At 69.5% G+C, this 23,466-nt stretch carries 19 protein-coding genes; 11 read left to right on the top strand and 8 right to left on the bottom strand.

Translation table 11 applies throughout. From position 1 onward, the window contains the following. The first annotated feature begins 4 nt into the window (after window positions 1–4). From J2853_RS26665 to J2853_RS26655, 3 genes are all read left to right on the top strand, one after another. On the top strand, window positions 5–166 hold the full coding sequence (locus J2853_RS26665) for a hypothetical protein (RefSeq protein WP_307562572.1): 162 nt from the start codon (window positions 5–7) through the stop codon (window positions 164–166). Window positions 167–260: 94 nt separating this feature from the next. After that, window positions 261–1,385, top strand: coding sequence for a helix-turn-helix domain-containing protein (locus J2853_RS26660; RefSeq protein WP_307562570.1), 1,125 nt, complete (start codon window positions 261–263; stop codon window positions 1,383–1,385). Continuing rightward, a complete protein-coding gene (locus J2853_RS26655; RefSeq protein ID WP_307562568.1) occupies window positions 1,382–1,807 on the top strand; it encodes a hypothetical protein in 426 nt (141 codons plus the stop codon). The genes J2853_RS26660 and J2853_RS26655 overlap by 4 nt, the downstream gene beginning before the upstream one ends. Here the strand turns inward: J2853_RS26655 and J2853_RS26650 are convergent. Further along, window positions 1,773–2,090: a hypothetical protein gene (locus tag J2853_RS26650; protein ID WP_307562566.1), complete on the bottom strand. Its 318-nt coding sequence runs from the start codon at window positions 2,088–2,090 to the stop codon at window positions 1,773–1,775. The genes J2853_RS26655 and J2853_RS26650 overlap by 35 nt on opposite strands. Window positions 2,091–2,692: 602 nt before the next feature. Continuing rightward, window positions 2,693–3,454, bottom strand: coding sequence for a PP2C family protein-serine/threonine phosphatase (locus J2853_RS26645; protein WP_307562564.1), 762 nt, complete (start codon window positions 3,452–3,454; stop codon window positions 2,693–2,695). 227 nt (window positions 3,455–3,681) lie between these two features. Here J2853_RS26645 and J2853_RS26640 point away from each other — a divergent pair, with 227 nt between their 5' ends. Together J2853_RS26640 and J2853_RS26635 are read left to right on the top strand one after the other, a co-directional pair. Next, entirely contained in the window at window positions 3,682–5,265 is a 1,584-nt protein-coding gene (locus J2853_RS26640; protein ID WP_307562563.1) for a peptide chain release factor 3, read from the top strand. Window positions 5,266–5,350: 85 nt separating this feature from the next. Continuing rightward, complete coding sequence (locus J2853_RS26635; protein ID WP_307562560.1) at window positions 5,351–6,331, top strand: Gfo/Idh/MocA family protein; 981 nt, start codon at window positions 5,351–5,353, stop codon at window positions 6,329–6,331. 52 nt (window positions 6,332–6,383) lie between these two features. Here the strand turns inward: J2853_RS26635 and J2853_RS26630 are convergent, their stop codons facing one another. Together J2853_RS26630 and mscL are read right to left on the bottom strand one after the other, a co-directional pair. Next, window positions 6,384–6,992 carry a hypothetical protein gene (locus tag J2853_RS26630; RefSeq protein ID WP_307562549.1) on the bottom strand — a complete coding sequence of 203 codons (609 nt, stop codon included), beginning with the start codon at window positions 6,990–6,992 and terminating at the stop codon, window positions 6,384–6,386. A 108-nt stretch (window positions 6,993–7,100) separates the two neighbouring features. Beyond that, window positions 7,101–7,529, bottom strand: coding sequence for a large conductance mechanosensitive channel protein MscL (gene mscL / locus J2853_RS26625; RefSeq protein ID WP_307562542.1), 429 nt, complete (start codon window positions 7,527–7,529; stop codon window positions 7,101–7,103). Window positions 7,530–8,087: 558 nt separating this feature from the next. Between mscL and J2853_RS26620 the strand changes: the two genes are divergently transcribed. From J2853_RS26620 to treZ, 4 genes are all read left to right on the top strand, one after another. Then, window positions 8,088–11,345: an ATP-binding protein gene (locus J2853_RS26620; protein WP_307562540.1), complete on the top strand. Its 3,258-nt coding sequence runs from the start codon at window positions 8,088–8,090 to the stop codon at window positions 11,343–11,345. 104 nt (window positions 11,346–11,449) lie between these two features. Continuing rightward, entirely contained in the window at window positions 11,450–13,555 is a 2,106-nt protein-coding gene (gene glgX, locus J2853_RS26615; protein WP_307562538.1) for a glycogen debranching protein GlgX, read from the top strand. After that, window positions 13,548–15,854: a malto-oligosyltrehalose synthase gene (gene treY, locus J2853_RS26610; RefSeq protein ID WP_307562536.1), complete on the top strand. Its 2,307-nt coding sequence runs from the start codon at window positions 13,548–13,550 to the stop codon at window positions 15,852–15,854. The genes glgX and treY overlap by 8 nt, the downstream gene beginning before the upstream one ends. 3 nt (window positions 15,855–15,857) lie before the next feature. Next, entirely contained in the window at window positions 15,858–17,561 is a 1,704-nt protein-coding gene (treZ, locus tag J2853_RS26605; RefSeq protein WP_307562534.1) for a malto-oligosyltrehalose trehalohydrolase, read from the top strand. Window positions 17,562–17,720: 159 nt separating this feature from the next. Here the strand turns inward: treZ and J2853_RS26600 are convergent, their stop codons facing one another. From J2853_RS26600 to J2853_RS26590, 3 genes are all read right to left on the bottom strand, one after another. Then, window positions 17,721–18,692 (bottom strand): YbgA family protein, encoded by a 972-nt coding sequence (locus tag J2853_RS26600; protein ID WP_307562532.1) that lies wholly within the window; start codon window positions 18,690–18,692, stop codon window positions 17,721–17,723. 122 nt (window positions 18,693–18,814) lie between these two features. Then, a complete protein-coding gene (locus J2853_RS26595) occupies window positions 18,815–19,339 on the bottom strand; it encodes an RNA polymerase sigma factor (RefSeq protein ID WP_307562530.1) in 525 nt (174 codons plus the stop codon). A 199-nt stretch (window positions 19,340–19,538) separates the two neighbouring features. Further along, on the bottom strand, window positions 19,539–20,471 hold the full coding sequence (locus J2853_RS26590; RefSeq protein WP_307562527.1) for a MerR family transcriptional regulator: 933 nt from the start codon (window positions 20,469–20,471) through the stop codon (window positions 19,539–19,541). 195 nt (window positions 20,472–20,666) lie between these two features. Here J2853_RS26590 and J2853_RS26585 point away from each other — a divergent pair, with 195 nt between their 5' ends. After that, window positions 20,667–21,941: a cryptochrome/photolyase family protein gene (locus J2853_RS26585; protein WP_307562526.1), complete on the top strand. Its 1,275-nt coding sequence runs from the start codon at window positions 20,667–20,669 to the stop codon at window positions 21,939–21,941. A 98-nt stretch (window positions 21,942–22,039) separates the two neighbouring features. Further along, complete coding sequence (locus J2853_RS26580) at window positions 22,040–22,981, top strand: hypothetical protein (RefSeq protein WP_307562524.1); 942 nt, start codon at window positions 22,040–22,042, stop codon at window positions 22,979–22,981. Window positions 22,982–23,074: 93 nt separating this feature from the next. Here J2853_RS26580 and J2853_RS26575 read toward each other — a convergent pair whose 3' ends face one another. After that, window positions 23,075–23,431, bottom strand: coding sequence for a hypothetical protein (locus J2853_RS26575; RefSeq protein WP_307562522.1), 357 nt, complete (start codon window positions 23,429–23,431; stop codon window positions 23,075–23,077). Window positions 23,432–23,466 lie beyond the last annotated feature (35 nt).

Here is a 23,466-nt window from a genome sequence, read left to right as displayed (position 1 = left end):
GAGCATGTCCACCCCGGAGGAGGCCGACGCCCGGGTCCGGGGTCCGTACCGGTTCGTCCCCGGTATGGACGGCGGTTCCGAAGGCGGACGCACCGCCACATTGTTCGTCCTGCTCCCCGCCGGCGGCCGTCTGCTCGCCGTAGATCGCACTCTGACACGCGCTTGAATCTGTCGATGGGTAACGGCTCAATCGCGGAAAGCATACGCTTTCATGATCATCTATTCTTGCGTTTTTCGCAAGTGGTGCGTAGGATTTTCTTATGGCCGGGGATGCGACAGCTGTTCGAGTACGCCAACTGATTACAGAGAGCGGCCTTACCCAAGCGGTCTTCGCCGGCAAGGTAGGGCTTGACGAATCCAAGATGTCCAAGTCGCTGTCAGGTGTTCGAAGGTTCACCTCGCTTGACCTGGCCAGAATCGCCGACCTGTGTGGCGTGTCCGTCGACTGGCTCCTTGGCGCGAGCTCTCTGACTCCCTCCATGGCCGCAAGGACGTCGACGGACACCCTGACCGCGTCCGATGCCGCGATCCGCGAAGCCGAGCGCCTCGCGCAGCTTCGCGCGGACCTCGCGTTCCTGGGCTACCGGCAGGATGTGCCGAAGTTCCGGTGGGCTCCCACCTCCCTTCTCAATGTGGATCAGGGGCGCGACCTGGCCGTCTCCGCCACAGAGTGCGCCGCGGCCAAAGAGGTCACGCTGTGGCGGAGCAGGGATCTGGCCGAAGCGGTCGAAACCGCATTCGGCGTGGACGTGCGCGTTCATCGTCTCCCCGACGGCTTCGACGGACTGTCGTGGGTCAACGAAGAGGCGTCGCTCATCGTGGTCGGAACATCCGAGTTCCCCGCCCGCCAGAGGTTCACCATCGCTCACGAACTGGGGCACCTTCTCGCAGGAGACGATCAGGGGCTGCACGTCGACGCGAACATCCAGGACGCCGTTCACAAGCGGAAGCCCTCGGAGGTGCGTGCGAACGCCTTCGCCGCGGAGCTCCTCCTTCCAGGAGACATCCTCAGGGAGGAGTCGGCCCATACGACGTGGTCACGAGAGACCTTCGCCCGGCTCGCCTGTCGGCTCTGGGTATCGCCGAGCACGCTCGCCTGGCGGCTGTTCAACCTCAAGCTGATAGATCGGAGCCTGTGCGACTCCTTCAGAACGATGACCGCCGGGGACGCGGCGGGGCTGACAGGGTCTTTCGAATCGTTCGGCGAGTGGCTCCAGCACTCCTCCACTCCACGGATTCCGCGCTTGCTGGTGCGCGCCACGGCTCAGGCGTACGCGGACGGCAAGGCGACACTTCGACCGTTCGCGAATCTGATCGGTCGTGACACCGACACGCTGCGACAAGCCATCAGTGAAACGAGAGAGGATTCCCCCCTCGCGTTATGACCTGGTACTGGTTTCCCGACAACACGGTGCTGTGCAACTTCGCATCCGTATATCAGCTTCCACTCCTGCGGGAAATCCTGCGTGAGCGTGGCCGCTGGACCGAGGCGATCGCCTACGAGGCGAGCAGGTCTGCACACGTCTACCCCGACCTCAAAACCATCGCCCCAGACGGATGGCTCGGAGAGCCGATTGAGATCGATGACCCTCGTGAGGTCGAGCAGATCAACCGTGTTCGACGAGCGGTGTTCGGCGGCACAGGCCAAGAACCGCTGAAGCATCTCGGTGAGGCGCAGACCTGTCATGTGATCCGAAACTGGAAGGATTACGACGGCTCGTTCTGGATCACTGATGACCGTGATGCCCAGGAGTACGCCCGTAATGTGGGGATCACGACGCGAGACACCACAGAGGAGGGCCGCTGAACAGGGCGCCGTCCACCAGGCTGACAAATCGCGCGATGACGACCTGCGGCGAGACGACCACGGCGACCGGTGTTCCGCCGTGTCCCGGGATCGCCGCCCGTCCGGTGAAACTCGCCGCCTCGGTTTCGTCGCCGTCGGACTCGACCTCACCGGATACGACGACCGGCCGGCAACCGAAAACCGCCGGAAGCGGAAACGTGAAAAGGGCGTCCGGAAAAGCCGATACGGTCTCGATGAACTGAGTCGGCGGCGGGTGGGGTCCCCCTGACGACGTGCCGTGCATTGCGCCCCCCGAGCACACGTACATGGCCGTATATACGTAAAAATCGGCCAAGGGGGGTGGTTGCCGAAATTGAGTCATGTCCTTCCGGGGGGATCGTCGGGCGTCCCGGAGGCACGAAAAAGCCGAGGAATCGGAGCCGGTGCTCCAGGTCCTCGGCTTCGCGGGAGAGCGTCAGGCGGGCCGGGTGATCACGTAGGCGAGACCGACGAGGATCACGACGGGAATGAGCCATACGACCGCCTCGATGGCGAATTCCTTGTACATGAGACCGTCCCTTCGGAGTGGTAATCAGCGAGGAGCGCAGAACCGACGATAGCGGCTGCCTCCCGCCGCGACCAGAACCAGTCGATCACAGCTTCCGGAGGAAATGAAGGCGTGTCCGGCCGGGCACGGGAAAACATCGCGGATTACACGAATGACCAGGCCCTCCTTTGAGGAGAACCGGCCGCGCCCCGCGAAGGGCGCGATCGATACGCCCTGCGAAGGGCCGGCCGACACGACCTGCGAAGGGCGCACCCCGGGGTGCGGCCGTGCCCCGCGGAGGGCCGGCCGGCGCGGCCCGCGAGGACCGGCCGGGCCCGCTTAGGAAGGGCCGGGCCCGCTTAGGAAGGGCCGGCTGAGCCGACCACCACGGGGGAGTCCACGGCGGGGCCCTCCACCACGTCGGCGACCACGCAGGTGATGTTGTCGGGTCCCCCGGCGTCGCAGGCGAGCTGGATCAACTGCCGGATGGCCTCGTCGAGGTCGTCGAACTCGGCGAGCACGTGACGGAGCTGTACGGCGTCGACCACCCCGGACAGGCCGTCGGAGCAGAGCAGGTAGCGGTCGCCGACCTCGGCGTCCCGCAGGGAGAGGTCGAGCTCAAGGTTGTCCCCGCCGTCCAGCACCTGGAGCAGGATCGAACGGTGCGGATGCCGGGCGGCCTCCTCGGGGGTGATGCGCCCGTCGTCCATCAGGGTCTGGACCAGGGTGTGGTCGTAGGTGATCTGGTAGAGATCCCCGTTGCGGAGCAGGTAGGCGCGGGAGTCGCCGACATGGGCGAGGGCGACCCGCGAGCCGTTCCAGAGCATCAGGGTCAGGGTGGTGCCCATGCCGGTGAGGGTCGGGTCCTCCTTGACCAGGTCGCGCAGGCGCTGGTTGGCCTTGCGGACCCCCGCTTCGGCGGCGGCGGCCAGGTCACCCGGACATTCCTGGTCCAGGGCCGCGATCGTGGCGATCGCCGCCGAACTGGCGACCTCCCCGCCCACATGGCCGCCCATCCCGTCGGCGACGGCGAGAAGCCGGGGGCCGGCGTAGGCCGCGTCCTCGTTGCCTTGCCGGACCCGGCCGACATCGGAACCTGCCGCATAGCGGAGCGTGATCATCTGCACACCACTGGAACGTCGAGTTGCACGAGCTAGCTGCTTTCGGACAGTTGGGAGGGGCATGGGGCGAACCGAGATGTTCCACGATCCACTGAACACCATGGTGGCGCAAGCGGCCTGGGGAAGTGTTGCCACATCTGTTGACAGCTGTGGTGGCGCGTAAGCTGTTCGAGGCCCCGGACAGTACCGGGAATCCCCCACCTTACGCATGGCTAGGAGACAAGGAAATGGCCGCGATCATTCAGGAGGCGGCGCGCCGTCGCACGTTCGCGGTGATCAGCCACCCCGACGCCGGTAAATCGACGATGACGGAGGCGCTGGCACTGCACGCGTCCGCGATCACCGAGGCCGGCGCGGTGCACGGCAAGTCCGGGCGCCGAGGCGTGACGTCCGACTGGATGGAGATGGAGAAGGCCCGGGGCATCTCCATCACCTCCGCCGCGCTTCGGTTCGAATACCGCGGCCACATGTTCAATCTGGTCGACACCCCCGGTCACGCCGATTTCTCCGAGGATACCTACCGGGTGCTGGCCGCCGTCGACTGCGCGGTCATGTTGCTCGACGCGGCCAAGGGCATGGAGCCGCAGACCCTGAAGCTGTTCGAGGTCTGCAGGCACCGCAAGATCCCGGTCATCACGTTCGTCAACAAGTGGGACCGGCCGGGGCGTGAGGCGCTGGAGCTGCTGGACGAGATCCAGGAGCGGACCGGCCTGAGGCCCACGCCGATCACCTGGCCGATCGGCAACGGCGGTTTCTTCCACGGTGTGGCCGACCGTGCCGCCGACCGCATCGTCCGCTACACCCGCACCCCCGGTGGCGCCACCAAGGCCATCGAGACCGATCTGAGCGCCGAGCAGGCCCAGGCCGAGCTGGGCGAAGACTGGGTGCGGGCCAAGGACGAGATCGACCTGCTCTCGGCGATCGGCTCCGATCACGACCAGAAGGCGTTCGAGGCGCACGAGTCCACCCCGGTGCTGTTCGGCGCCGCGCTGTCCAACTTCGGCGTCGGCCGCCTGCTCGACGCGATGGTGGACATCGCCCCGGCGCCCACACCCCGCCTCGACGTCGCGGAGGACCCTCGCCCGCTGGACGAGCCGTTCTCCGGACTGGTCTTCAAGGTGCAGGCCAACATGGACCCCTCCCACCGCGACCGGATCGCGTTCGTCCGGATCTGCTCGGGCAGGTTCGAGCGCGGCATGGTGCTGACCCACGCGGCCACCGCCCGCCCGTTCGCGACGAAATACGCGCAGTCGGTCTTCGGCCAGGAGCGCGCCACGATCGACGAGGCCTTCCCCGGTGACGTGGTCGGCCTGGTGAACGCCAGCGCCCTGCGCCCAGGTGACACGCTCTACGACGGCCCGGCCGTCGAGTTCCCGAAGATCCCGAGCTTCGCGCCCGAGCACTTCTCCACCGCCCGGGTCCGAGACTCCAGCAGGTCCAAGCAGTTCCGCAAGGGCATCGAGCAGCTGGACGCCGAGGGCGTGGTCCAGGTTCTCCGGTCCGATGTCCGGGGAGACCAGTCGCCGGTGCTCGCGGCGGTGGGACCGATGCAGTTCGACGTGGTCAAGCACCGGATGGCCGTCGAGTTCAACACCGAGATCGCGATGGACAGGCTCGACTTCGGCATCGCCAGGCTCACCGACGCCGAGTCGGCGCCGATCCTGGCCCGCCAGCGCGGGGTGGAGGTTTTCACCCGGACGCTCGACGGGGCCCTGCTGGCGCTGTTCACCGACGAATGGCGCATGCGAGGCGTGATGCGCGAGTATCCGGACCTCGTGCTGAACGCCCTGCTCGCCGACACCCGCGGCTGATCGCCCGGTACGACTCCGCCGGGATCCCCGGTACGGCCCGCACCGAGGATCCTGGCGCGGGCCGTACGTGGTGAAATGTGTGCTTATGAGTGCGATTAAGTGGGGAATCCTTGCGACCGGCGGGATCGCCGCCACGTTCACCGAGGACCTGAAGCTCCTGCCGGACGCCGAGGTGGTGGCGGTCGGGTCCAGGACGATCGAGTCGGCCCAGGCGTTCGCCGGCAAGCACGGCATCCCCAGGGCCCACGGCAGCTGGGCCGAGCTCGCCGCCGACCCCGACGTGGACATCATCTACGTCGCCAACACCCAGAACGCCCACTACGACGCGGTGATGACCTGCCTGAACGCGGGCAAGGCCGTCCTGTGCGAGAAGGCCTTCACGATCAACAAGGCCGAGGCCGCCGCACTGATGGACCTCGCACGCGAGCGGAAGCTGTTCCTGATGGAGGCCATGTGGATGCGCTGCATCCCGGCCATCCGCAAGATCGCGGAGCTGGTCGAGGGCGGCGCGGTCGGCCCGGTCAACACCGTCCACGCCGACTTCGGGATCTCCTTCGACATCGGTCCTGAGCATCGGCTCCGCGCTCCCGGACTGGGCGGCGGCGCGCTGCTCGACCTCGGGGTCTACCCGATCTCCTTCGCCTACCTCATGCTCGGCGACCCCACCAGCGTGCAGTCCTGGGCGAGGCTGACGCCCGAGGGCGTGGACGAGAACACGGGCATGCTGCTCGGCTACGAGAACGGGGCGGTCGCGCTGCTCTCCTGCGGCATCACCACCTCCAGCCCGGCCCTCGCGTCGGTCTCGGGCCCTCTCGGCCGCATCGAGCTGCCGCACGGCTTCTTCCACCCCGACACCTTCACCCTGTATCCCACCGACGGCGAGCCGCAGACCTTCCACGTCCCCTTCGAGGGGACCGGCATGCTGCACGAGGCCGCCGAGGCCATGCGCTGCCTGCGGGAGGGCCTGCTGGAGAGCCCGCTCGTGCCCTGGCAGGCCACCCTCGACGTGATGGGCATCATGGACGAGGTCCGTTCACAGGTGGGAGTCCGCTACCCCGGCGAATGACCGCCTCGGAACGCCCGGCGGCCTGGGCGTGGCTCGGGCGTGGTCCGGCGGGTTAGACACGGCTCCATTCGTGGCGCTCCAGGAAGGCGCGCTCGCCGGTGGCGTACTCGGTGAAGGCGTCCTGGACCGCCTCCAGCTCGGCGACGTGAGTACGGAACATCAGATCCTTGACGCTGTCCTTGTACTCCAGCTCGTATCCCGAGATCTCCGGGGAGCTCTGGACGAAGTGCGCGCCGAAGACGACCAGCGCCGTGAACGGGTTCTGCGGGGACATGGTGGCGAGCGCGTCGGAGACGAGTTGGAGATCGGGATTGACCACGATCATCCCGTCGCCCGTGCGCATCTCCATGGCGGGGTGGACGCCCAGCGGGCCCAGGTTGTGCACGAGCCCGCGCTGCGGGTCGTAGCAGACCAGCCCGCACTCGACGGCCAGGGCGAAGGCCTCGCCCGACACCTCGTCGGCCCGCTCCAGGTCCACGGTGACCACGGCGTGGGCCGCGGAGCGCCGCTCGGCCTCGGACAACCGCTCGGCGAACATCGCCACCCCGGGATGTGTCGTGGCGGCCTCCGGGTCTCCACGACGGAGCGCCTGGTAGACGTTCTCGGCGTACTCCTTGGTGATCGGCTTGGGCTCATGCCAGACGGCCAGTTCGAAACTCACGGTCCCATTGTCCCGCAGGCGGCTTCCGGGCCCGGCCGGTGATTTCGCGGCCGGAGTCCTGTGACCACGGCCGCATCCGGCGGCCGGGGGACAGGCCGGCGTCCGGGTTCAGGCGGGCGGTTTCTCCGCGGCGGGGACCCGGGACAGTTCCACCGTGCAGAAGGCACAGCGGACGGCTTCGAGAGGGATGTCGCTGAGGCACTCCGGACACTGCTTCTCGGTGGACTTCTGGTTCCTGTCGAAGAAGGCGATGACCCGGGTCATCGGCATCACGACCAGCCAGTAGATCACCGCGGCGATGATCAGGAAACTCAGCAGATGGTTGACGAAGTCGCCGTACATGAACTTGGCGCCGTTGACGGTGAACACGTACTGGGAGAAGTCCGGTCCCCCGCCGCCGGTGATCGCCGCGATCAACGGTGTGATGAGGTCTTTGACGAGTGCCTGCACCAGTCCGCTGAAGGTCGCCCCGATTACCACCGCCACGGCGAGCTCGACGAGGTTGCCCCTCATCAGGAATTTCTTGAATCCGCCCATCCGCTGCATCCTCCGTCCGTGAGAACGCCCGAACTACCCCGGCAGCCAGGGCCAAACGTGAAAGGCACCGCTTTTCATGGTTCGATGGAGATCGCCTGCTCATCGCCGCGTGTCGCCCATACCGCGTCAGAGAAAACACCCCGTTGACCAGGCTCCGGAAGGCGTGACCCTCCTGTCCGGGAGGACCCTGTTCCTGCCCTTGAAGGACATACGGTTTCCCGCGCGCATGCCGTCGATGACGTGGGTTCCCGTCGTTGTCCCGCATTTATCCATGGGTTTCGGATCGCCAATGCGCATGGCGGCTTTCTTGGTCCTTAGGGAATTCGCTTCAGGGTGGAAAGTCGTCCCAGAAGGTCACAAGGTGAAGGTCGTCATGGCGTTCTCATGTCCTGCCAGGCCGATTGTCGCGTTTCGAGGAATTCGAGCGCCGGTTGTCGTCGATGCCCCGGTCGCGTCGAGGCACGTTCCGGACGATGTCTCCCCTGACGGCAGGACGGCGATGACGTGGCCGGGGCGCGGAAGGTTACTATCGGCCCAGTTCGCGAGCGAGGTGGGCCGATGGACTTCCGTGTGCTGGGGCCGGTCGAGGTGATCGCCGACGACGGGACACCGCTGGACATCGGGCCCTACCAGCAGCGGGCGGTGCTGGCCATGTGCATGCTCATCGCACCCCGTCCGGCCGGGCCGAGCCAGATGATCGACGCGCTCTGGGAGGGGGAGCCGCCTCCGGGAGCGGTCAACACCGTCCAGGCCTACGTCTCCAAGCTCCGCCGCGCCTTCGAGCCCGGCAGGCGGCGGCACGTGCCCCCGGCGATCCTGGTCACCCGGCCCGGCGGCTACGCCCTCGACATCCCCGAGACCGCACTGGACCTGGGCAGGGTGAGGCGGCACGCGGACGAGGGCGGGCGCATGATCGTCGCGGGAGACCACGAGGGCGCGGGCCGGCGGTTGCGGCTGGCGCTGGGGGAGTGGCGCGGCGAGCCGCTCGCCGACTTCGCGGACGCTCCCTGGGCCGCGGAGGAGGTCGTCCGGCTGGCCGAGCTCCGGCTGACGCTGGAGGAGGACCTGGCCCAGGCCGACCTCGCACTCGGCGGGGGAGCCGCACAGGCCGCGGGACTGGTCCGGCTGATCGCCGCCCATCCGTTCAGGGAGAGGCTCCGCGTGCTCGGCGCCCACGCGCTCTACCAGGCCGGACGGCAGGCCGACGCGCTGGCCGTGCTCGCCGAGGGGCGCAGGCTGCTGGTGGAGGACCTGGGACTGGACCCCGATCCCCGCTCCAGGGAGATGGAGCGGCGCATCCTCGCGCAGGATCCGGAACTCACCCCCAGAGTCCGGGTGACGACGGGAGAGAGCGCCCGGCTGGTGGGCCGCAAGGCCGAGACCGAGGCACTGGATCTCGCGGTCACGGGCGACGGGCACCGGACGGTGCTGCTGGCCGGAGAGCCGGGCATCGGCAAGACCAGCCTGGCCGAGCACGCGGCCGAGGCCGCGCGGTCACGGGGGCACCGCGTGGTCTGGGGCCGCTGCTGGGACGGTACGGGCGCACCGCCCTTCTGGCCGTGGACGCAGGCCGTACAGGAGCTGGTCGGCAGGGACGGCGAGCTGGCCCAGCTCGCGGGGGCCGGGCAGTTCGAGCTCTACGAGGCGTTCGCCCGGCTGCTGAACGAGCACGGCCGGGTCCTGGTCGTCCTCGACGACCTCCAGTGGGCGGACGCGTCGTCGCTCCGGCTGCTGGAGTTCCTCGCCGCGACCCGGCTCTGCCCGAGGCTGACCGTGGTGGCGACCTACCGCGACACGGACGTCCGGCAGGGCGGGGCGCTGGAGCAGGCTCTCGGGGTGCTGCTCCGGCTGCCGAACGTGCGGCGGCTTCTCCTGCGAGGTCTGGCCGAGGGGGAGGTCCGCGAATACCTCGGCAGGGCCGGCGCCGATCCCGGCCGGGCCGCCGAGATGGGCAGGCTGACCGCCGGCAACCCGTTCTTCCTGGGGGAGGTCCTGCAACTGGGCGAGACCCCCGCGGCGCTGTCCGACGTCGTGAGGGGCCGGATGGCCGGCCTTCCGCCGGAGACCGGGGAGGTGCTGACCGCCGCGGCCCTGCTCGGCAGGAACGCGGCGATCGACGTCCTGTTCCGGGTGTTGGAGCTGCCCGAGGAGCGGGTGCTCGACCTCGTCGACGCCGCGGTCGGGGCCCGGCTGCTGGTCGAGGAGGAGGGCCCCTCCTATCGCTTCGTCCACGACATCGTCAGGGACGTGCTGCGTGAGGCACTGCCGCCGCTGCGCCGCCGGCGACTGCACGCGCGGGTCGCCGAGGTGCTGGAGGAGCGGAGCGGGACGCGCCTTGAGGAGATCGCCCACCACTACCGCGAAGGTCTGCTCACCGCCCGGACGACGGGCAAGGCCATCGGCTACACCCGGCGCGCGGCGGCCCAGGCCACGGCTCAGTTCGCCCACGAGGACGCGGTGGAGAACCTGGGGCAGGCGATCGGGCTGATCGACCGGCTGCCCAGGTCGGACGACGCTCTCCGCTGCGACCTCCTCCTCGACCTGGCCGAGGCGCAGGCGGCGGCGGGGATGAGCCTCGCGGCCCACGTCTCCCTGGAGGCGGCCGCGGAGATCGCGGAGGGGCTCGGCGACGACAACCGGCTGGCCCGGGCGGCGCTGGGCTTCACCGACCCGATCTATCTGGCCATGTACGAGGAGATGACCGGGATCGACCGGCTCTCCGAGCGCATCGAGCGGGTCCTCGCCTCCGGCCTGGCAGGCGACTCGCCGTGGCGGGCACAGCTGCTCGCCGCCGCCGCGCTGACCGGTTCGACCGCCCGGCCCGTCGAGAGCAGCACGGCGATCGCGCGGGAGGCGGTACGGCTGGCCCGCGGCGCCGGCGACGACCGGACCCTGTCCAGGGCGCTGATCGCCTGGGAGATCCTGCTGCGGCCCGATCATGATCACGACCTCAGGCGGTCGGTCATCGACGAGATCGTGGAGATCGGCCGCCGCACCGGCGACCTGGCCACCGAGTGGGTCGGCAGGGAGGCCGAATACGTCGAGCTGAACGCCCAGGGCAGGACGGAGCGGGCCGCCGGGGTGCTGACCTGGCTCGGGGAGACCGCGGGCAGGCTCCGGCTCCCCTCGATGGTCAGCCTGGCCGCCTGGCAGACGGCGGTCCACGCCTACCTGGGCGGGCGTTTCGCCGACGCCCTCGCCGCGGCCGACGCCTCGGGCGCGGCCTACCCGGAGGGGGCGCTGGGCCGGGACGACGCCCGCCTGCGGCGCGAGCTGTTCCGTTTCCTGGCCCTGCGGGCGGAGAACGCGCCGGGAGAGGCGCTCGCGCTGGCCGACGAGATGCTCACCCGCCGTCCCGGGCAGCGGCCCTGGCAGATCCTGCGCTGCCTGGCCCTGATCGACCTGGCCAGGCCGGACGAGGCGCGCGCGGTCTTCGCCCGGCTCTCCCGCGACGACTTCGCCGAGATCGGCCCGGATCTGGCCTACCGGTTCGTGCCGGACGCCGTCAGCGAGATCTGCGCGGCGCTCGGCGACGTGGCCGCCGGGCGGGTTCTGTACGGCAGGCTCGCCCCGAACGCGGGCCGGTTACTGGGCTGGTCGGTGACCGACCTGTGCCTGGCGCGGCTGGCCCTGCTGGACGGCGACGAGCGGGCCCCGGCCCACCTGCGGGCGGCCGAGGCCTTCGTCGGCGAGGCCGGGCTGCGCGTGTACGAGCCCGCACTCCGTGCTCTGGCTGATTTTCATGTGAGCCGAGTTTCATGTGAGCCGTGCCGGTTAGGGGTATCCCCACCCCCCTTACGAGCACGCCGCGAATAAAGGCATGTCATTCCTTGAGTCTGAGTTCACCGTGACAGGAGTAGGAATGTGTGCATGGCTGGGAAAACATGGGGCATATTTGTCCACCGCTGAAGGGCGGTGCAATGATCGAGATCTGGCCGGGTGACCCCTACCCTCTGGGGGCGACCTACGACGGCGCGGGAACCAACTTCGCGCTCTTTACCGAGGCCGCGGAACGCGTCGAGCTGTGTCTGTTCGACGACGACAACCAGGAGACCAGGGTCACCTTCACCGAGTGTGAGGGTTACGTCTGGCATGGGTATCTGCCGGGCATCGGCCCCGGGCAGCGGTACGGCTACCGCGTGCACGGCCCGTACGACCCGTCGCGCGGGCAGCGGTGCAATCCCAGCAAGCTCCTGCTCGACCCCTACGCCAAGGCGGTGGAGGGGGATGTGAAGTGGGACGAGGCGGTGTACGGCTACCGCTTCGGCCAGCCGGACAGTCGTAACGACGCCGACTCGGCCCCGTTCGTGCCCCGCTCCATCGTGATCAACCCGTTCTTCGGGTGGGGGCACGACCGCCCGCCCAGCACGCCGTACCACAACACGGTGATCTACGAAGCGCACGTCAAGGGCCTGACGATCAACCATCCGAAGATTCCCGAACGGATCCGAGGCACCTACGCGGCGATCGGCCATCCGGAGATCATCGATCACCTCACCTCGCTCGGGGTGACGGCGATCGAGCTCATGCCGGTGCACCAGTTCGTCACCGACCACGTCCTCGCCGAACGGGAGCTGACGAACTACTGGGGCTACAACAGCATCGGGTTCTTCGCCCCGCACAACGCCTATTCGAGCACCGGCCAGCGCGGCGGGCAGGTGCTGGAGTTCAAGGCCATGGTGAAGGCGCTGCACGAGGCGAACATCGAGGTCATCCTCGACGTGGTCTACAACCACACCGCCGAGGGCAACCACCTCGGTCCGACGCTGAGCATGCGGGGGATCGACAACGCCGACTACTACCGCCTGGTCGAGAACGACAAGCGCTACTACATGGACACCACGGGGACCGGCAACAGCCTGTTCATGCGCTCCCCGCACGTGCTTCAGATGATCATGGATTCGCTCCGCTACTGGGTCATCGAGATGCACGTGGACGGGTTCAGGTTCGACCTGGCCGCGACACTGGCGCGGGAGCTGCACGAGGTGGACCGGTTGAGCGCCTTCTTCGACCTGGTCCAGCAGGATCCGGTGCTGTCGCAGGTCAAGCTGATCGCCGAGCCGTGGGACGTGGGTCCCGGCGGCTACCAGGTGGGCAACTTCCCCGCCCGGTGGACCGAGTGGAACGGCATGTACCGCGACACGATCCGCGACCTGTGGCGGGGTGAGCCCGCCTCCCTGCCGGAGTTCGCCTCCCGGCTGACCGGCTCCAGCGACCTCTACCAGGACGACAGCCGCCGCCCGGCCGCCTCGATCAACTTCGTGACCTGTCACGACGGGTTCACCCTCCAGGACCTCGTCTCCTACAACGGCAAGCACAACGAGGCCAACGGGGAGAACAACCGCGACGGCACCGACGACAACCGGTCATGGAACTGCGGGGCCGAGGGACCCGCCTCGCTGGCGGTCGAGTCACTGCGCGAGCAGCAGAAGCGCAACTTCCTGACCACGCTGTTCCTGTCCCAGGGCGTGCCGATGATCTCCCACGGCGACGAGCTGGGCCGCACGCAGCAGGGCAACAACAACGTCTACTGCCAGGACAACGAGCTGAGCTGGGTGGACTGGTCGGACGTCCGGGAGAACTGGCTGCTGCTGGAGTTCACCCGGCGGCTGGCCAAGCTCCGCGCCGACCACCCCGTCTTCCGGCGGCGCAGGTTCTTCTACGGCCGTCCGGTGCGCGGTTCGGAGGACAACCTCAGCGACATCGCATGGTTCACCCCGAGAGGGGAGAAGATGACCGACGCGGACTGGAACGTGGGTTACGCCAAGTCGCTGGCGGTCTTCCTGAACGGTGAGGCGATCACCGAGCCGGACCGCCGGGGACGGCAGATCACCGACGACTCGTTCCTGCTGCTGTTCAACGCGCACCACGATGTCATCACGTTCACGATTCCCAAGGACTACGGCGAGATGTGGCTAATGGAGATCGACACGGCGATGCCGATCACGGTCGACACCCGGATCTGCAGGGCGGGAGAGAGCGTGCCGGTGGTCGGCCGTTCGGTAAGGGTGTTGCGTCGTGTCTGAGCTCTTCTCCGAGCCCTTCGAGGAGCGGGCGCCTGCCCGCCCGGCGCCGATCTCGACCTACCGGATCCAGCTGACCCCCGACTTCGGGTTCGCGCAGGTGTCCGAGCTCGCCCCCTACCTGCGGGACCTGGGGGTCAGCCACGTCTACCTGTCGCCGCTCCTGCAGGCCGATTCCGAGTCCAGGCACGGCTACGACGTGACCGACCACTCCAGGGTCAGGGCGGAGTTCGGCGGGATCAAGGGGCTGCGGGAGCTGTCGGCGACGCTGGCCGAGCACGGGATCGGGATCGTCGCGGACATCGTGCCCAACCACATGACGGTCCCGGTGCCGGAGTCGGGCAACGCGCAGCTCTGGTCGGTCCTCAAGGACGGTCCGGCCTCGCCGTACGCCTCCTGGTTCGACATCGACTGGGCGGACGGCAGGCTGAACATGCCGGTCCTCGGGGACGTCGGCGAGCCGGTGGCGGACGGCGACGTGCTGCGCTACCACGATCACGAGTTCCCCCTGCCCGACACGCACTACCGGCTGGTCGACTGGCGTGAGGGGCCCGGCTACCGGCGGTTCTTCGACGTGTCCTCGCTGATCGGGCTGCGGGTGGAGGACCCGGAGGTCTTCGACGCCACGCACGCCGTCGTGCTCTCCCTGGTCAGGGAGGGGATCGTTCAGGGGCTCCGGGTGGACCACCCCGACGGGCTGGCGGAGCCGCGCGGCTACCTGTCCCGGCTCCGCGCAGCCTCGGGCGTGTGGACCGTGGTGGAGAAGATCCTGATCGGGTCGGAGCAGCTGCCGGAAGACTGGGACTGCGACGGCACGACCGGCTACGAGGTGCTCAACCGGATAACCGGGCTGTTCGTGGACCCGGCGAGCAAGGAACGGCTGGTGGAGCTGTTCGTGGCGCACACCGGCGTGTCCTCCGACTACGCCGCGGTGGTCCAGGAGTCCAAGGCCGAGGTCCTCGACCTGTTCTTCACCTCGGAGATCGACCGGCTGCACGCCGTCGTCGGCTCCGACCGCCGGGCGCTGGTGGAGCTGATCGCCGCGATGCCCGTCTACCGGGCCTACGCGGTGCCGGGAGAGCCGGTGCCCGAGGTCTCGGCCAGGATCGTCGAGACGGCCGGGCGGCTCGCCGCCGACCGGCTGCCCGAGGGCGCTCCGGTCGCGGAGGTCGTGGACAGGGTGCTGTACGGCCCGGCGGAGGCGGTCACCCGCTTCCAGCAGACCTGCGGGCCGGTGATGGCCAAGGGGGTGGAGGACACCGCGCTCTACCGGTGGTACCCGCTGGCCTGCCTGAACGAGGTGGGCGGGGAGCCGGACCGGTTCGGGGAGCCCGTGGGCGACTTCCACACGTTCTGCATGGAGATGTCGCCCGGCACGATGACCACGCTGTCCACGCACGACACCAAGCGTTCCGAGGATGTGCGGGCCAGGCTGGCCGTGCTGTCGGAACTGCCCGAGGAGTGGGCGGCGGCGGTGGGGGAGTGGTCCTCGAAGGTCTCCTTCGACCCGGCGCTCGACTATCTGGCCTGGCAGAACCTGATGGCGGCCTGGCCGATCAGCCAGGACAGGTTCTTCGACTACCTGTTCAAGGCGGCTCGCGAGGCGAAGACCTCGATCTCCTGGGCGGCCCCCGACCCCGCCTACGAGGCGGGTGTCCGCGACTTCGTCACCCGGGCCGTCGGCGAGTGCGGCGCGTCGATCGCGGAGTTCGCCGACAGGATCAGTCCGTACGCCCGGGCCAACTCCCTGGGGCAGAAGCTCGTCCAGCTCATGCTGCCGGGCGTGCCCGACCTGTACTGGGGCAACGAGATCACCGACTTCTCCCTGGTGGATCCGGACAACCGCCGCCCGGTCGACTTCGACCTGCGCCGCCGGATGCTCGCCGGTGCCGGCGGCGGTGTCGCCACCGGTGGAATCGCCCCCGGACCGTCGTGGGACGGGGCCAAGGCCGCCGGCCTGCCGCGGGACGCGGGCAAGACCGGCGATCTGTCGTGGGACGAGGCCAAACTGATGGTCACCACCCGGGCGCTGAACCTGCGCCGGCGGCTGGATCCGGCCGCGCCGTACCTCCCGCTGGAGGCCGACGAGCACGCCGTCGCCTTCGCGCGCGGGGACCGGGCCGTGACGGTGGCCACCCGGCTGCCGGTCGGGCTGGAGCGGCGCGGAGGCTGGGGAAACCACACGCTCACGCTGCCGCACGGAAGGTGGCGGGACCTGCTGTCCGGGGCCGAGCATACCGGCAGGATCCCCCTGGCGCATCTGCTGTCCGTTCATCCCGTGGCACTCCTGGAAAGGCACTAGCCGATGTTCGAGGTCTGGGCTCCGCACGCGACGGCGGTCGATGTGGAGATCGAAGGGGTCCGCTACTCGATGTCGGCGGGATCGGCGGGCTGGTGGTCGGTGGAGGTGCCCGGGGCCGGGCACGGGACCGACTACCGCTTCCGGCTGGACGGCGGTGAGGCACTGCCGGATCCCCGCACCCGATGGCAGCCGGAGGGGATCTTCGGGCCGAGCCGGGTCTACGAGCACGACCGGTTCGAGTGGAGCGACGACCTCTGGCGGGGGCGGGGCCTGGCCGGGGCGGTCATCTACGAGCTGCACATCGGCACCTTCACCCCCGAGGGCACCTTCGAGGCGGCCATCGGCAAGCTTGAGCACCTGGCGGAGCTCGGCGTCGACTTCGTCGAGATCATGCCGGTGCCCCCGGTGCCGGGGGAGCGCAACTGGGGGTACGACGGGGTGGACCTGTGGGCCGTCACCGAGAACTACGGCGGCCCCGACGGGCTCAAACGCTTCGTGGACGCCTGCCACCGGCAGGGGCTCGGCGTGATCCTGGACGTCGTCTACAACCACCTCGGCCCGTCCGGCAACTTCCTGGCGCCCTTCGGCCCGTACTTCCACTCCTCCGCCTCCTCCTTCTGGGGCCAGGCGGTCAACCTGGACGGCCCCGGCTCCGACGAGGTGCGCGGCTACTTCATCGGCAACGCGCTGCAGTGGCTGCGCGACTACCACATCGACGGCCTGCGGCTGGACGCCGTGCACGCGCTGCACGACAAGCGGGCCGTACACCTGCTGGAGGAACTGGCCGTCGAGGTCGAGGCGCTGTCGGCGGCCGTGGGCAGGCCGCTGACGCTCATCGCCGAGTCCGACCTCAACGATCCCCGGCTGATGGCCCCGCGCGAGGCCGGCGGGTACGGCCTGGCCGCCTCCTGGAACGACGACGTCCACCACGCCCTGCACGTGGCGGTGAGCGGTGAGCGGCACGGCTACTACGCCGACTTCGCCGGGGCCCTGGCCAAGGTGCTGACCCGGGGATACTTCCACGACGGGACCTACTCGACCTTCCGCCACCGCTCCCACGGCCGGCCGGCGAGCCACGTGCCCGGCTACCGCTTCGTCTGCTGCGCGCAGAACCACGACCAGATCGGCAACCGGGCCGAGGGCGACCGGCTCGCGCCCGACGCGCTGAGGCTGGCCGCGGGGCTCCTGCTGACCTCGCCGTTCACCCCCATGCTGTTCATGGGGGAGGAATGGGGGGCGCGCACGCCGTTCCTGTTCTTCACCGACCACGTCGAGCCGCAGCTCCGCGAGGGGGAGGCCGACCGGCGGCGGCGGGAGTTCGTCGGGTTCGGTTACGACGACTGGGCGGAAAAGGCCCCCGACCCCGGTGAGGAGCTGACCTTCCTGCGGTCCAAGCTCGACTGGAGCGAGCTCGACCATGACGCCCACCGGGCCCATCTCGACTGGTACCGGGCCTTGATCGCGCTGCGTCGCGCCCACCCCGACCTGTCGGACCCGAGGCTCGACCGGGTCCAGGTCGATCACGGTGAGACCTGGCTGGTCGTCCACCGGGGGGCGTTCCGCGTCGCCGCCAACCTCGGTCCGATCCCGATCACGGTACGGCTCACGCCCGGCCAGATCCTGCTCGCCTCCGACCCGAGGACGACGGTGGACGAGGAGGAGCTGTCCCTGCCCGCCCGCTCCCTCGCGATCCTGAAGGCGAACTGACGCGCACCGGGGGCGCGGGCCGGGGACGCGCACCGGTGGATGCCGCCCGCTGGGCCGGCGGCTCGCGAGAAACGTGGTCCGGCGGCTCTCCCGGAGACGCGGTCCGGCGGCTCAGGCGGGGACGTGGTCCTCGGGTAGGTCCCCTGGCCGACCGGCCACTTACGCGGGAACGTGGTTCCGTAGGCGGAGTTCTTCCGGGTACGGGGAGAAGTAGGTCTGATCCCGTACGTACTCCGCGGCCTCGCCTCGCGCGTGGTGGCGGAGCAGGGTCGCCGGCACGCTGAGGGCGACCCGGCCGGCCCGGTAGGAGGCGATGACCTCCGCCAGGTCGGCCCGCCTGGCCGGGTCGAGCGCGTCGCTCATCATGCCCATGCAGTGCTGCAGGACGTTGACGTTGCGGCCGATGGTGGCCTTCGTGGCGAAGGCCGTACCGAACACGTGGGCGTAGTCGGCGGCCAGCTCCTCGCGGGGGCGCACGCCCGCCTGGGCCACGACGCGGCCGGCCTCGCCGTAGGCGACGGGGTCGTGGGCCAGCATCTGCATCTTGTGCCGCGAGTGGAAGGAGACCAGGTCGCGCGCCCGCCAGTCGCTCTCCAGCAGCGCCCGCAACCGGGCGTGCGCGAAGATCCGTTCTACGAAGGTCTCGCGGAGCAGCGCGTCGTTCAGGCGCCCCTCGTCCTCCACCGGCAGCAGCGGGTGGGCGTCGAGGATCCTGGCCGCGAACACGCCCCGGCCCTTGCGGTCCACGGCCGTGTCTCCCTCGTAGACGGGGATGCCGTGCACCCCGCAGCTGGGGCTTTTGGACTTGAAGACGTAGCCGTCCACGTCGAGGGTGCGCGCCCGCTCGGCGGACAGGGCCGCCATCCGGTCGGTGAGGTCCACCCGGGTCTTCCTGGTCACCAGGCGCGGTCCTTCGGGGGAGCGTTCGAGGCGGAGGGTCTCGCGCGGGGTGCCGAGGCCGATCTCCATCTCCGGGCAGACGTGCACCCAGTCGACGTGAGGGGCGAGCTCCCCGCTGAGGAACCGGTCGCGGCTGTGGCCACCGTTGAAGCGCACCAGCTCGCCCATCAGGCAGCTGGACACCGCGACCCTGGGCCGGACGGCCCCGGTGACGTCACTCGTTCCGCTCATGCCGCTCACACCACTCATCTCTCCGGTTTCGCTCGTGCCACCCGCTTCACCCATGTCAATCGTGTTGCCCGTCTCGCTCCCGTCGTCTGTCCGGATCACTACCCCGGTTCGGCTCGTCCCGATCAGGCCGCGATCGGGGTGATGATGTTCGACAGGCGGCGCAGGCCGCGGGCCGTACGCGCCTTGATGGTGCCGAGCGGCACGCTCAGCCTCTCGGAGATCTCCCGCTGCGTCAGCTCGCCGTAGTAGGCCAGCTCGATCGCCTGGCGCTGCGGGGCGGGCAGTTCGGCCAGCGCCCGCTGGACCTGGTCGCGGTCGGCCATGCCGTCACCGTGGGCGCGGCCGTCCGCACCGGCCGGATCGGCCACCACGTCCAGCGGGACCGTCCGCGGCGTCCGCATCCGCAACTGGTCGACCGCCCGGTTGTGCGCGATGCCGAGCAGCCACGCCGGGAGGTTGCGGGCCGGGTCGAAGCGGTGCCGGCATCGCCAGACCTCCGCGAACACGATCTGCTGCAGGTCCTCGACATCCTGCGGAGGGACGAATCGCCGCAGGTAGGAGCGGATCAGTGACCCATGCGTGCGGAAGCACTCGACCAGCGCGGCCTCGTCGCCCTCGGCGAGCCGGATGTTCAGGGTGTCTGTCATGGCAACTCCTCTTGCCGAGAAAACCTACTCAAAACTTATTCATACTCATCCACCTTCGTGATCGCAACCCCTGGGAGAGGACATGGCGAAACGATGACGGCCCGCGTGGTGAAGCGTGAACGGTGATCCGCCGGTGAGGAGGGGCGAAACGGCCTGATAGGTCAGGGAGGAGCGGGGCCGCGGCGCCGTGCCGGGACGGTCAGCGGAGCGCGGCGCCGATCCGGGTGAGCGCGTCGCGGAACGACGTGACGCGGGTGACCTGCGGAGGAAGCTCGTCCCACCATCCCGGGCCGCCGACGATGACGTGGCTCGCCGGGCGGAGCAGGGGCAGTGACGCGAGCGGCGCCGGATCACCGGTCGCGGGCGCCTGGGACCAGACGAAGACCGCGGACGGCCCGAGGCGGCGCATCGCGTCCGCCAGGGCCGCGTGGGGGGTCCGCGCGCCCAGCATCCGCGTCTCCACGTGGTGGTCGACGGTCAGCGCGGCGGCCAGGGCGTAGATCGGCAGGGTGTGCTGCTCCTCCTCGGAGCAGGTGAGAAGCACCGGCCGGACGTTGACCGGCCGGGCGGGGCGTTCGATCAGCCGGCTCAGGGATGCCAGCACCCGCTCGGAGAACAGGTGCTCGACCTCGATGCTCGCGCCGGTCTCGGCCTGGCGCCTGCAGATCATCTCGAAAACGGGGAGCACCAGCTCCTCCCACGTCCACACGATCCCCCGCCTGGCCAGTGCCACGCCGATCCAGTCGGACACGAGCCGGCTGTCCAGCATGATCGCCGCTCGCGTCAGCATCGCCACCGTGGGGATCTCGGAACGCGGTTCCGACGCGGCGGAAGGGGGTTCGCCATGGGGGTCCTGGAGGGGGACGGCCGGCGGGGCCCCGCTTCTCAGGACCTCCCGCGCCGCGTCGGCGGCGGGTACGCCCGTCCGGATGAGCCGGTTCATCTCCTCAAGACGCCGCAGGTCACCCAGGTCGTAGCGGCGATGTCCCCCCGGGCTGCGGCGACTCGGGCCGATGCCGTAGCGCAGGTTCCAGGTCCGCAGCGTGGGAGCGGGCACGCCGAGCCGCCGTGCGACGGCTCCGATGCCGTAGCCCGTTTCCTCCTCGGCGGTGACCTGTCGCTGCTCGTCCATCTCATCTCATTCTCGGCTGTTTCATGCCTGTGATCGCCCTACCAGGCTGCCAGGCGATTCGGGTGGTCGCTCCCCGGACGTTCCTTCGAACGGCGGTCCCCGGCGGATGCAACCACGGCGGCGGAACGCGCCAACGGGAACATCTCCTGGTGAGAGGCAACCGCTGAGGCCGTGACGCCCGAAGGGAAGGTCGTGATGGACATCATCGTCGTCCTGTTCAATCGTGATCTCCGGACGCACGACCACCCGGCCCTCGCCGCCGCGTGTGAGAACGCGCGCCAGGTGGTCCCGCTGTTCGTGCTGGACCCGGCCCTTCCCACGGGGCACCGCGAGGGGTTCCTGGCCGAGTGTCTCGCCGACCTGCGCCGGTCGCTTCGGGGCTTGGGCGGCGAACTCGTGATCCGCCGGGGCGACACGGTCACGGAGACGGTACGGCTGGCACGGATGCTCTCGGCCCGGGCCGTCTACACCGCTCTGGACGTCAGCGCGCTCGCGCGGAGCAGGCAGCGGCGGCTGGCCGCCGAATGCGACCGGAACCGGACGGAGTTCCGCGGGTTCCCCGGCGTGACGATCGTCGCGCCCGACGCGCTCAGACCTTCGGGCGGCGGTGACCACTACCGCGTCTTCACGCCCTACTGGCGGGCCTGGAGCGCCCATCCGCGCCGGGAGCTGTCGAAGGTTCCCGGCACGGTGAGCGTTCCCGAGCTGGACGCGGGCTCGCCGCCCGAGCCGGGTCACCGGCCGTCGGCGCTGTTCGAGGGCGGCGAGACAGCGGCGAGAGAGCGCATGAGGCGGTGGCTGAAGCATGGCGTGGCGGACTACGCCGACGGTCACGACGACCTCGCGGGAAACCGCACCTCCCGGCTGAGCCCGTACCTGCACTTCGGCTGCCTGTCGCCCCTGGAGCTGGAGACGGGGGCCGCGGGGGGCGGCGACTTCGTCAGGCAGCTGTGCTGGCGGGACTTCTTCCACCAGGTGACGGCGGCCTTCCCCCGCATCAACCGGGACGACTACCGCCCGCGGGGCCACGAGTGGCGCGCCGACTCCGGCGCCGCGCAGGCGTGGAAGGAGGGCATGACCGGGGTCCCGATCGTGGACGCGGGCATGCGGCAGCTGCTCGCCGAGAACTGGATGCACAACCGGGCCCGCATGATCGTGTCGTCCTTCCTGGTCAGGCGGCTCCACGTCGACTGGCGGGTGGGGGCCGACCATTTCTTCGAGCTGCTGCTCGACGCCGACGTCGCCAACAACTACGGCAACTGGCAGTGGATGGCGGGGACGGGCAACAACACCCGCCCCAACCAGACGGTCAACCACCTCCGGCAGGCCAGGAGGTTCGACCCGGACGGCGACTACGTCCGGCGATACGTGCCCGAGCTGGGGTCGATGCCGGCGAGGACGATCCACGAGCCCTGGCGGTCGCCGGTGGCCGTCGCCGGTTACCCCCGGCCCCTGGTCTCGATGGACTGACCGGCGAACGGCCGGGGCCCGCTCGGACGAGAACACGAGCGTGAGGACCGATGGCGCCCGGCCGGAACAATTCACTCCCGTCGCACGTCGCAGAAGATGTGACCTCCTTTGACAGCATCGACGATGACGTATTCGTCGTCCGCGGGCGAGTGCGACGGCTGGAACAACTGACCAGGCAGCGTCAGGCGGTGGACGTCCAGCTCGACGAGGTCGGGCGGCTCCTCGGCGAGCTCGAAGCCGAGCTCGCGAGGGAGGAGCGGGACGTCTCCCGGCTGGAGGGCGGTTTCTCGGCGTTCCTGTCCGGGCTCACCGGATCCAAGGAGGAGAAGCTCGCCAGGGAACGGGCCCAGGCGCTGGCCGTACGGCAGCGCCTGCACGGGCAGCGAACGCGCCTCGAATGGCTGAACGCCGACCGGGCGGCCGTGGAGGAGGCCCTGGCCGAGGTCGGGCCGGCTCGCGAGGAGTTCGCCGCACTGCTCGAACGCAAGGAACGCCTGCTGGTGGAGTCGGACGACCCCCGGGGCCGCGAGCTGGCCGAGATCGGCAGGCAGCTCGCCGACACCGACGCCGACCTCCGGGAGCACGAGGAGGCCCACCGCGCCGGAGTCGCCGCCGCCCACGCGGTCGGCCAGGTCCTGCGCTGCCTCGGCGGTGCGCGAGGCGCCTCCACCTGGGACATGCTCGCCGGCGGTGGCGGCATCGCGGACATGATGGAGCACGGCCATCTGCGCGACGCGGACGAGGCGGCCTGGCAGGCCCAGCGGCTCCTGGACGCCTTCGCCAGGGAGCTCGTCGACATCGGCGTGCACGTCAACCCGGAACTTCCCGAGGTGGACACCCGATGGTTCGCCGACATGTTCTTCGACAACATCGTCACCGATGCGATCAAGCATCAGCGGATCGCCCGCACCGGCGAGGCCGTCGGCGACGTCGCCGAGTGGGTGGGAGCCACGGTGAACGGCCTGGCCGCCCGCTGCGGAGAGCTGAGGCGCGGGCGTGACTCCTGCGTCGCCCGTCGCGAGGACGTCCTCACCCGCTGAGGGAGACCCCCGGAAGCACCAGAGCTGACGGGCCGGATGCCCGCGGGGTCAGCTCTGGAGCTTCGAGGACGACTCCATGGTCAACAAGCGATTTCAGTGCTTGTGGCCGACGGCGCCGTGGTCGTGGTCGTGCTCCTCGTCCTCATCCTCGTCCGAGGGGCCGTCGGAGGGCTCGACGCCCAGCACGGCCTCGCGGGGCTCGATCTGCTCAACGTGCTCGATCAGGCCCAGGACGTGGTCAGGCTCGATCAGCCACTGCAGCGCCGTGGCTCCGGTGTCGTCGGCGGAGACCATCTCCGCCTGCTCCTTGCGCTCGTCGTCGTCCAGATCGGCGTCCGGGTGGTTGATCTCCTTGAGCGCGGCAGCCTGCAGGCCCGCGATGTCCTGCACCTCCACGGTAAGCTCGACAGTCAGACGTAGATAGCGTTCAGTGCCCGATTCATCACTCATGGTGTAAATCCTAGTGCCCTTGTGGGGTGCGATCG

The organism is Streptosporangium lutulentum (assembly GCF_030811455.1).
Lineage (GTDB): Bacteria > Actinomycetota > Actinomycetes > Streptosporangiales > Streptosporangiaceae > Streptosporangium > Streptosporangium lutulentum.
The sequence above is the reverse complement of the archived record's forward strand: the minus strand, read 5'-3'. Positions and strand labels throughout refer to the sequence as shown.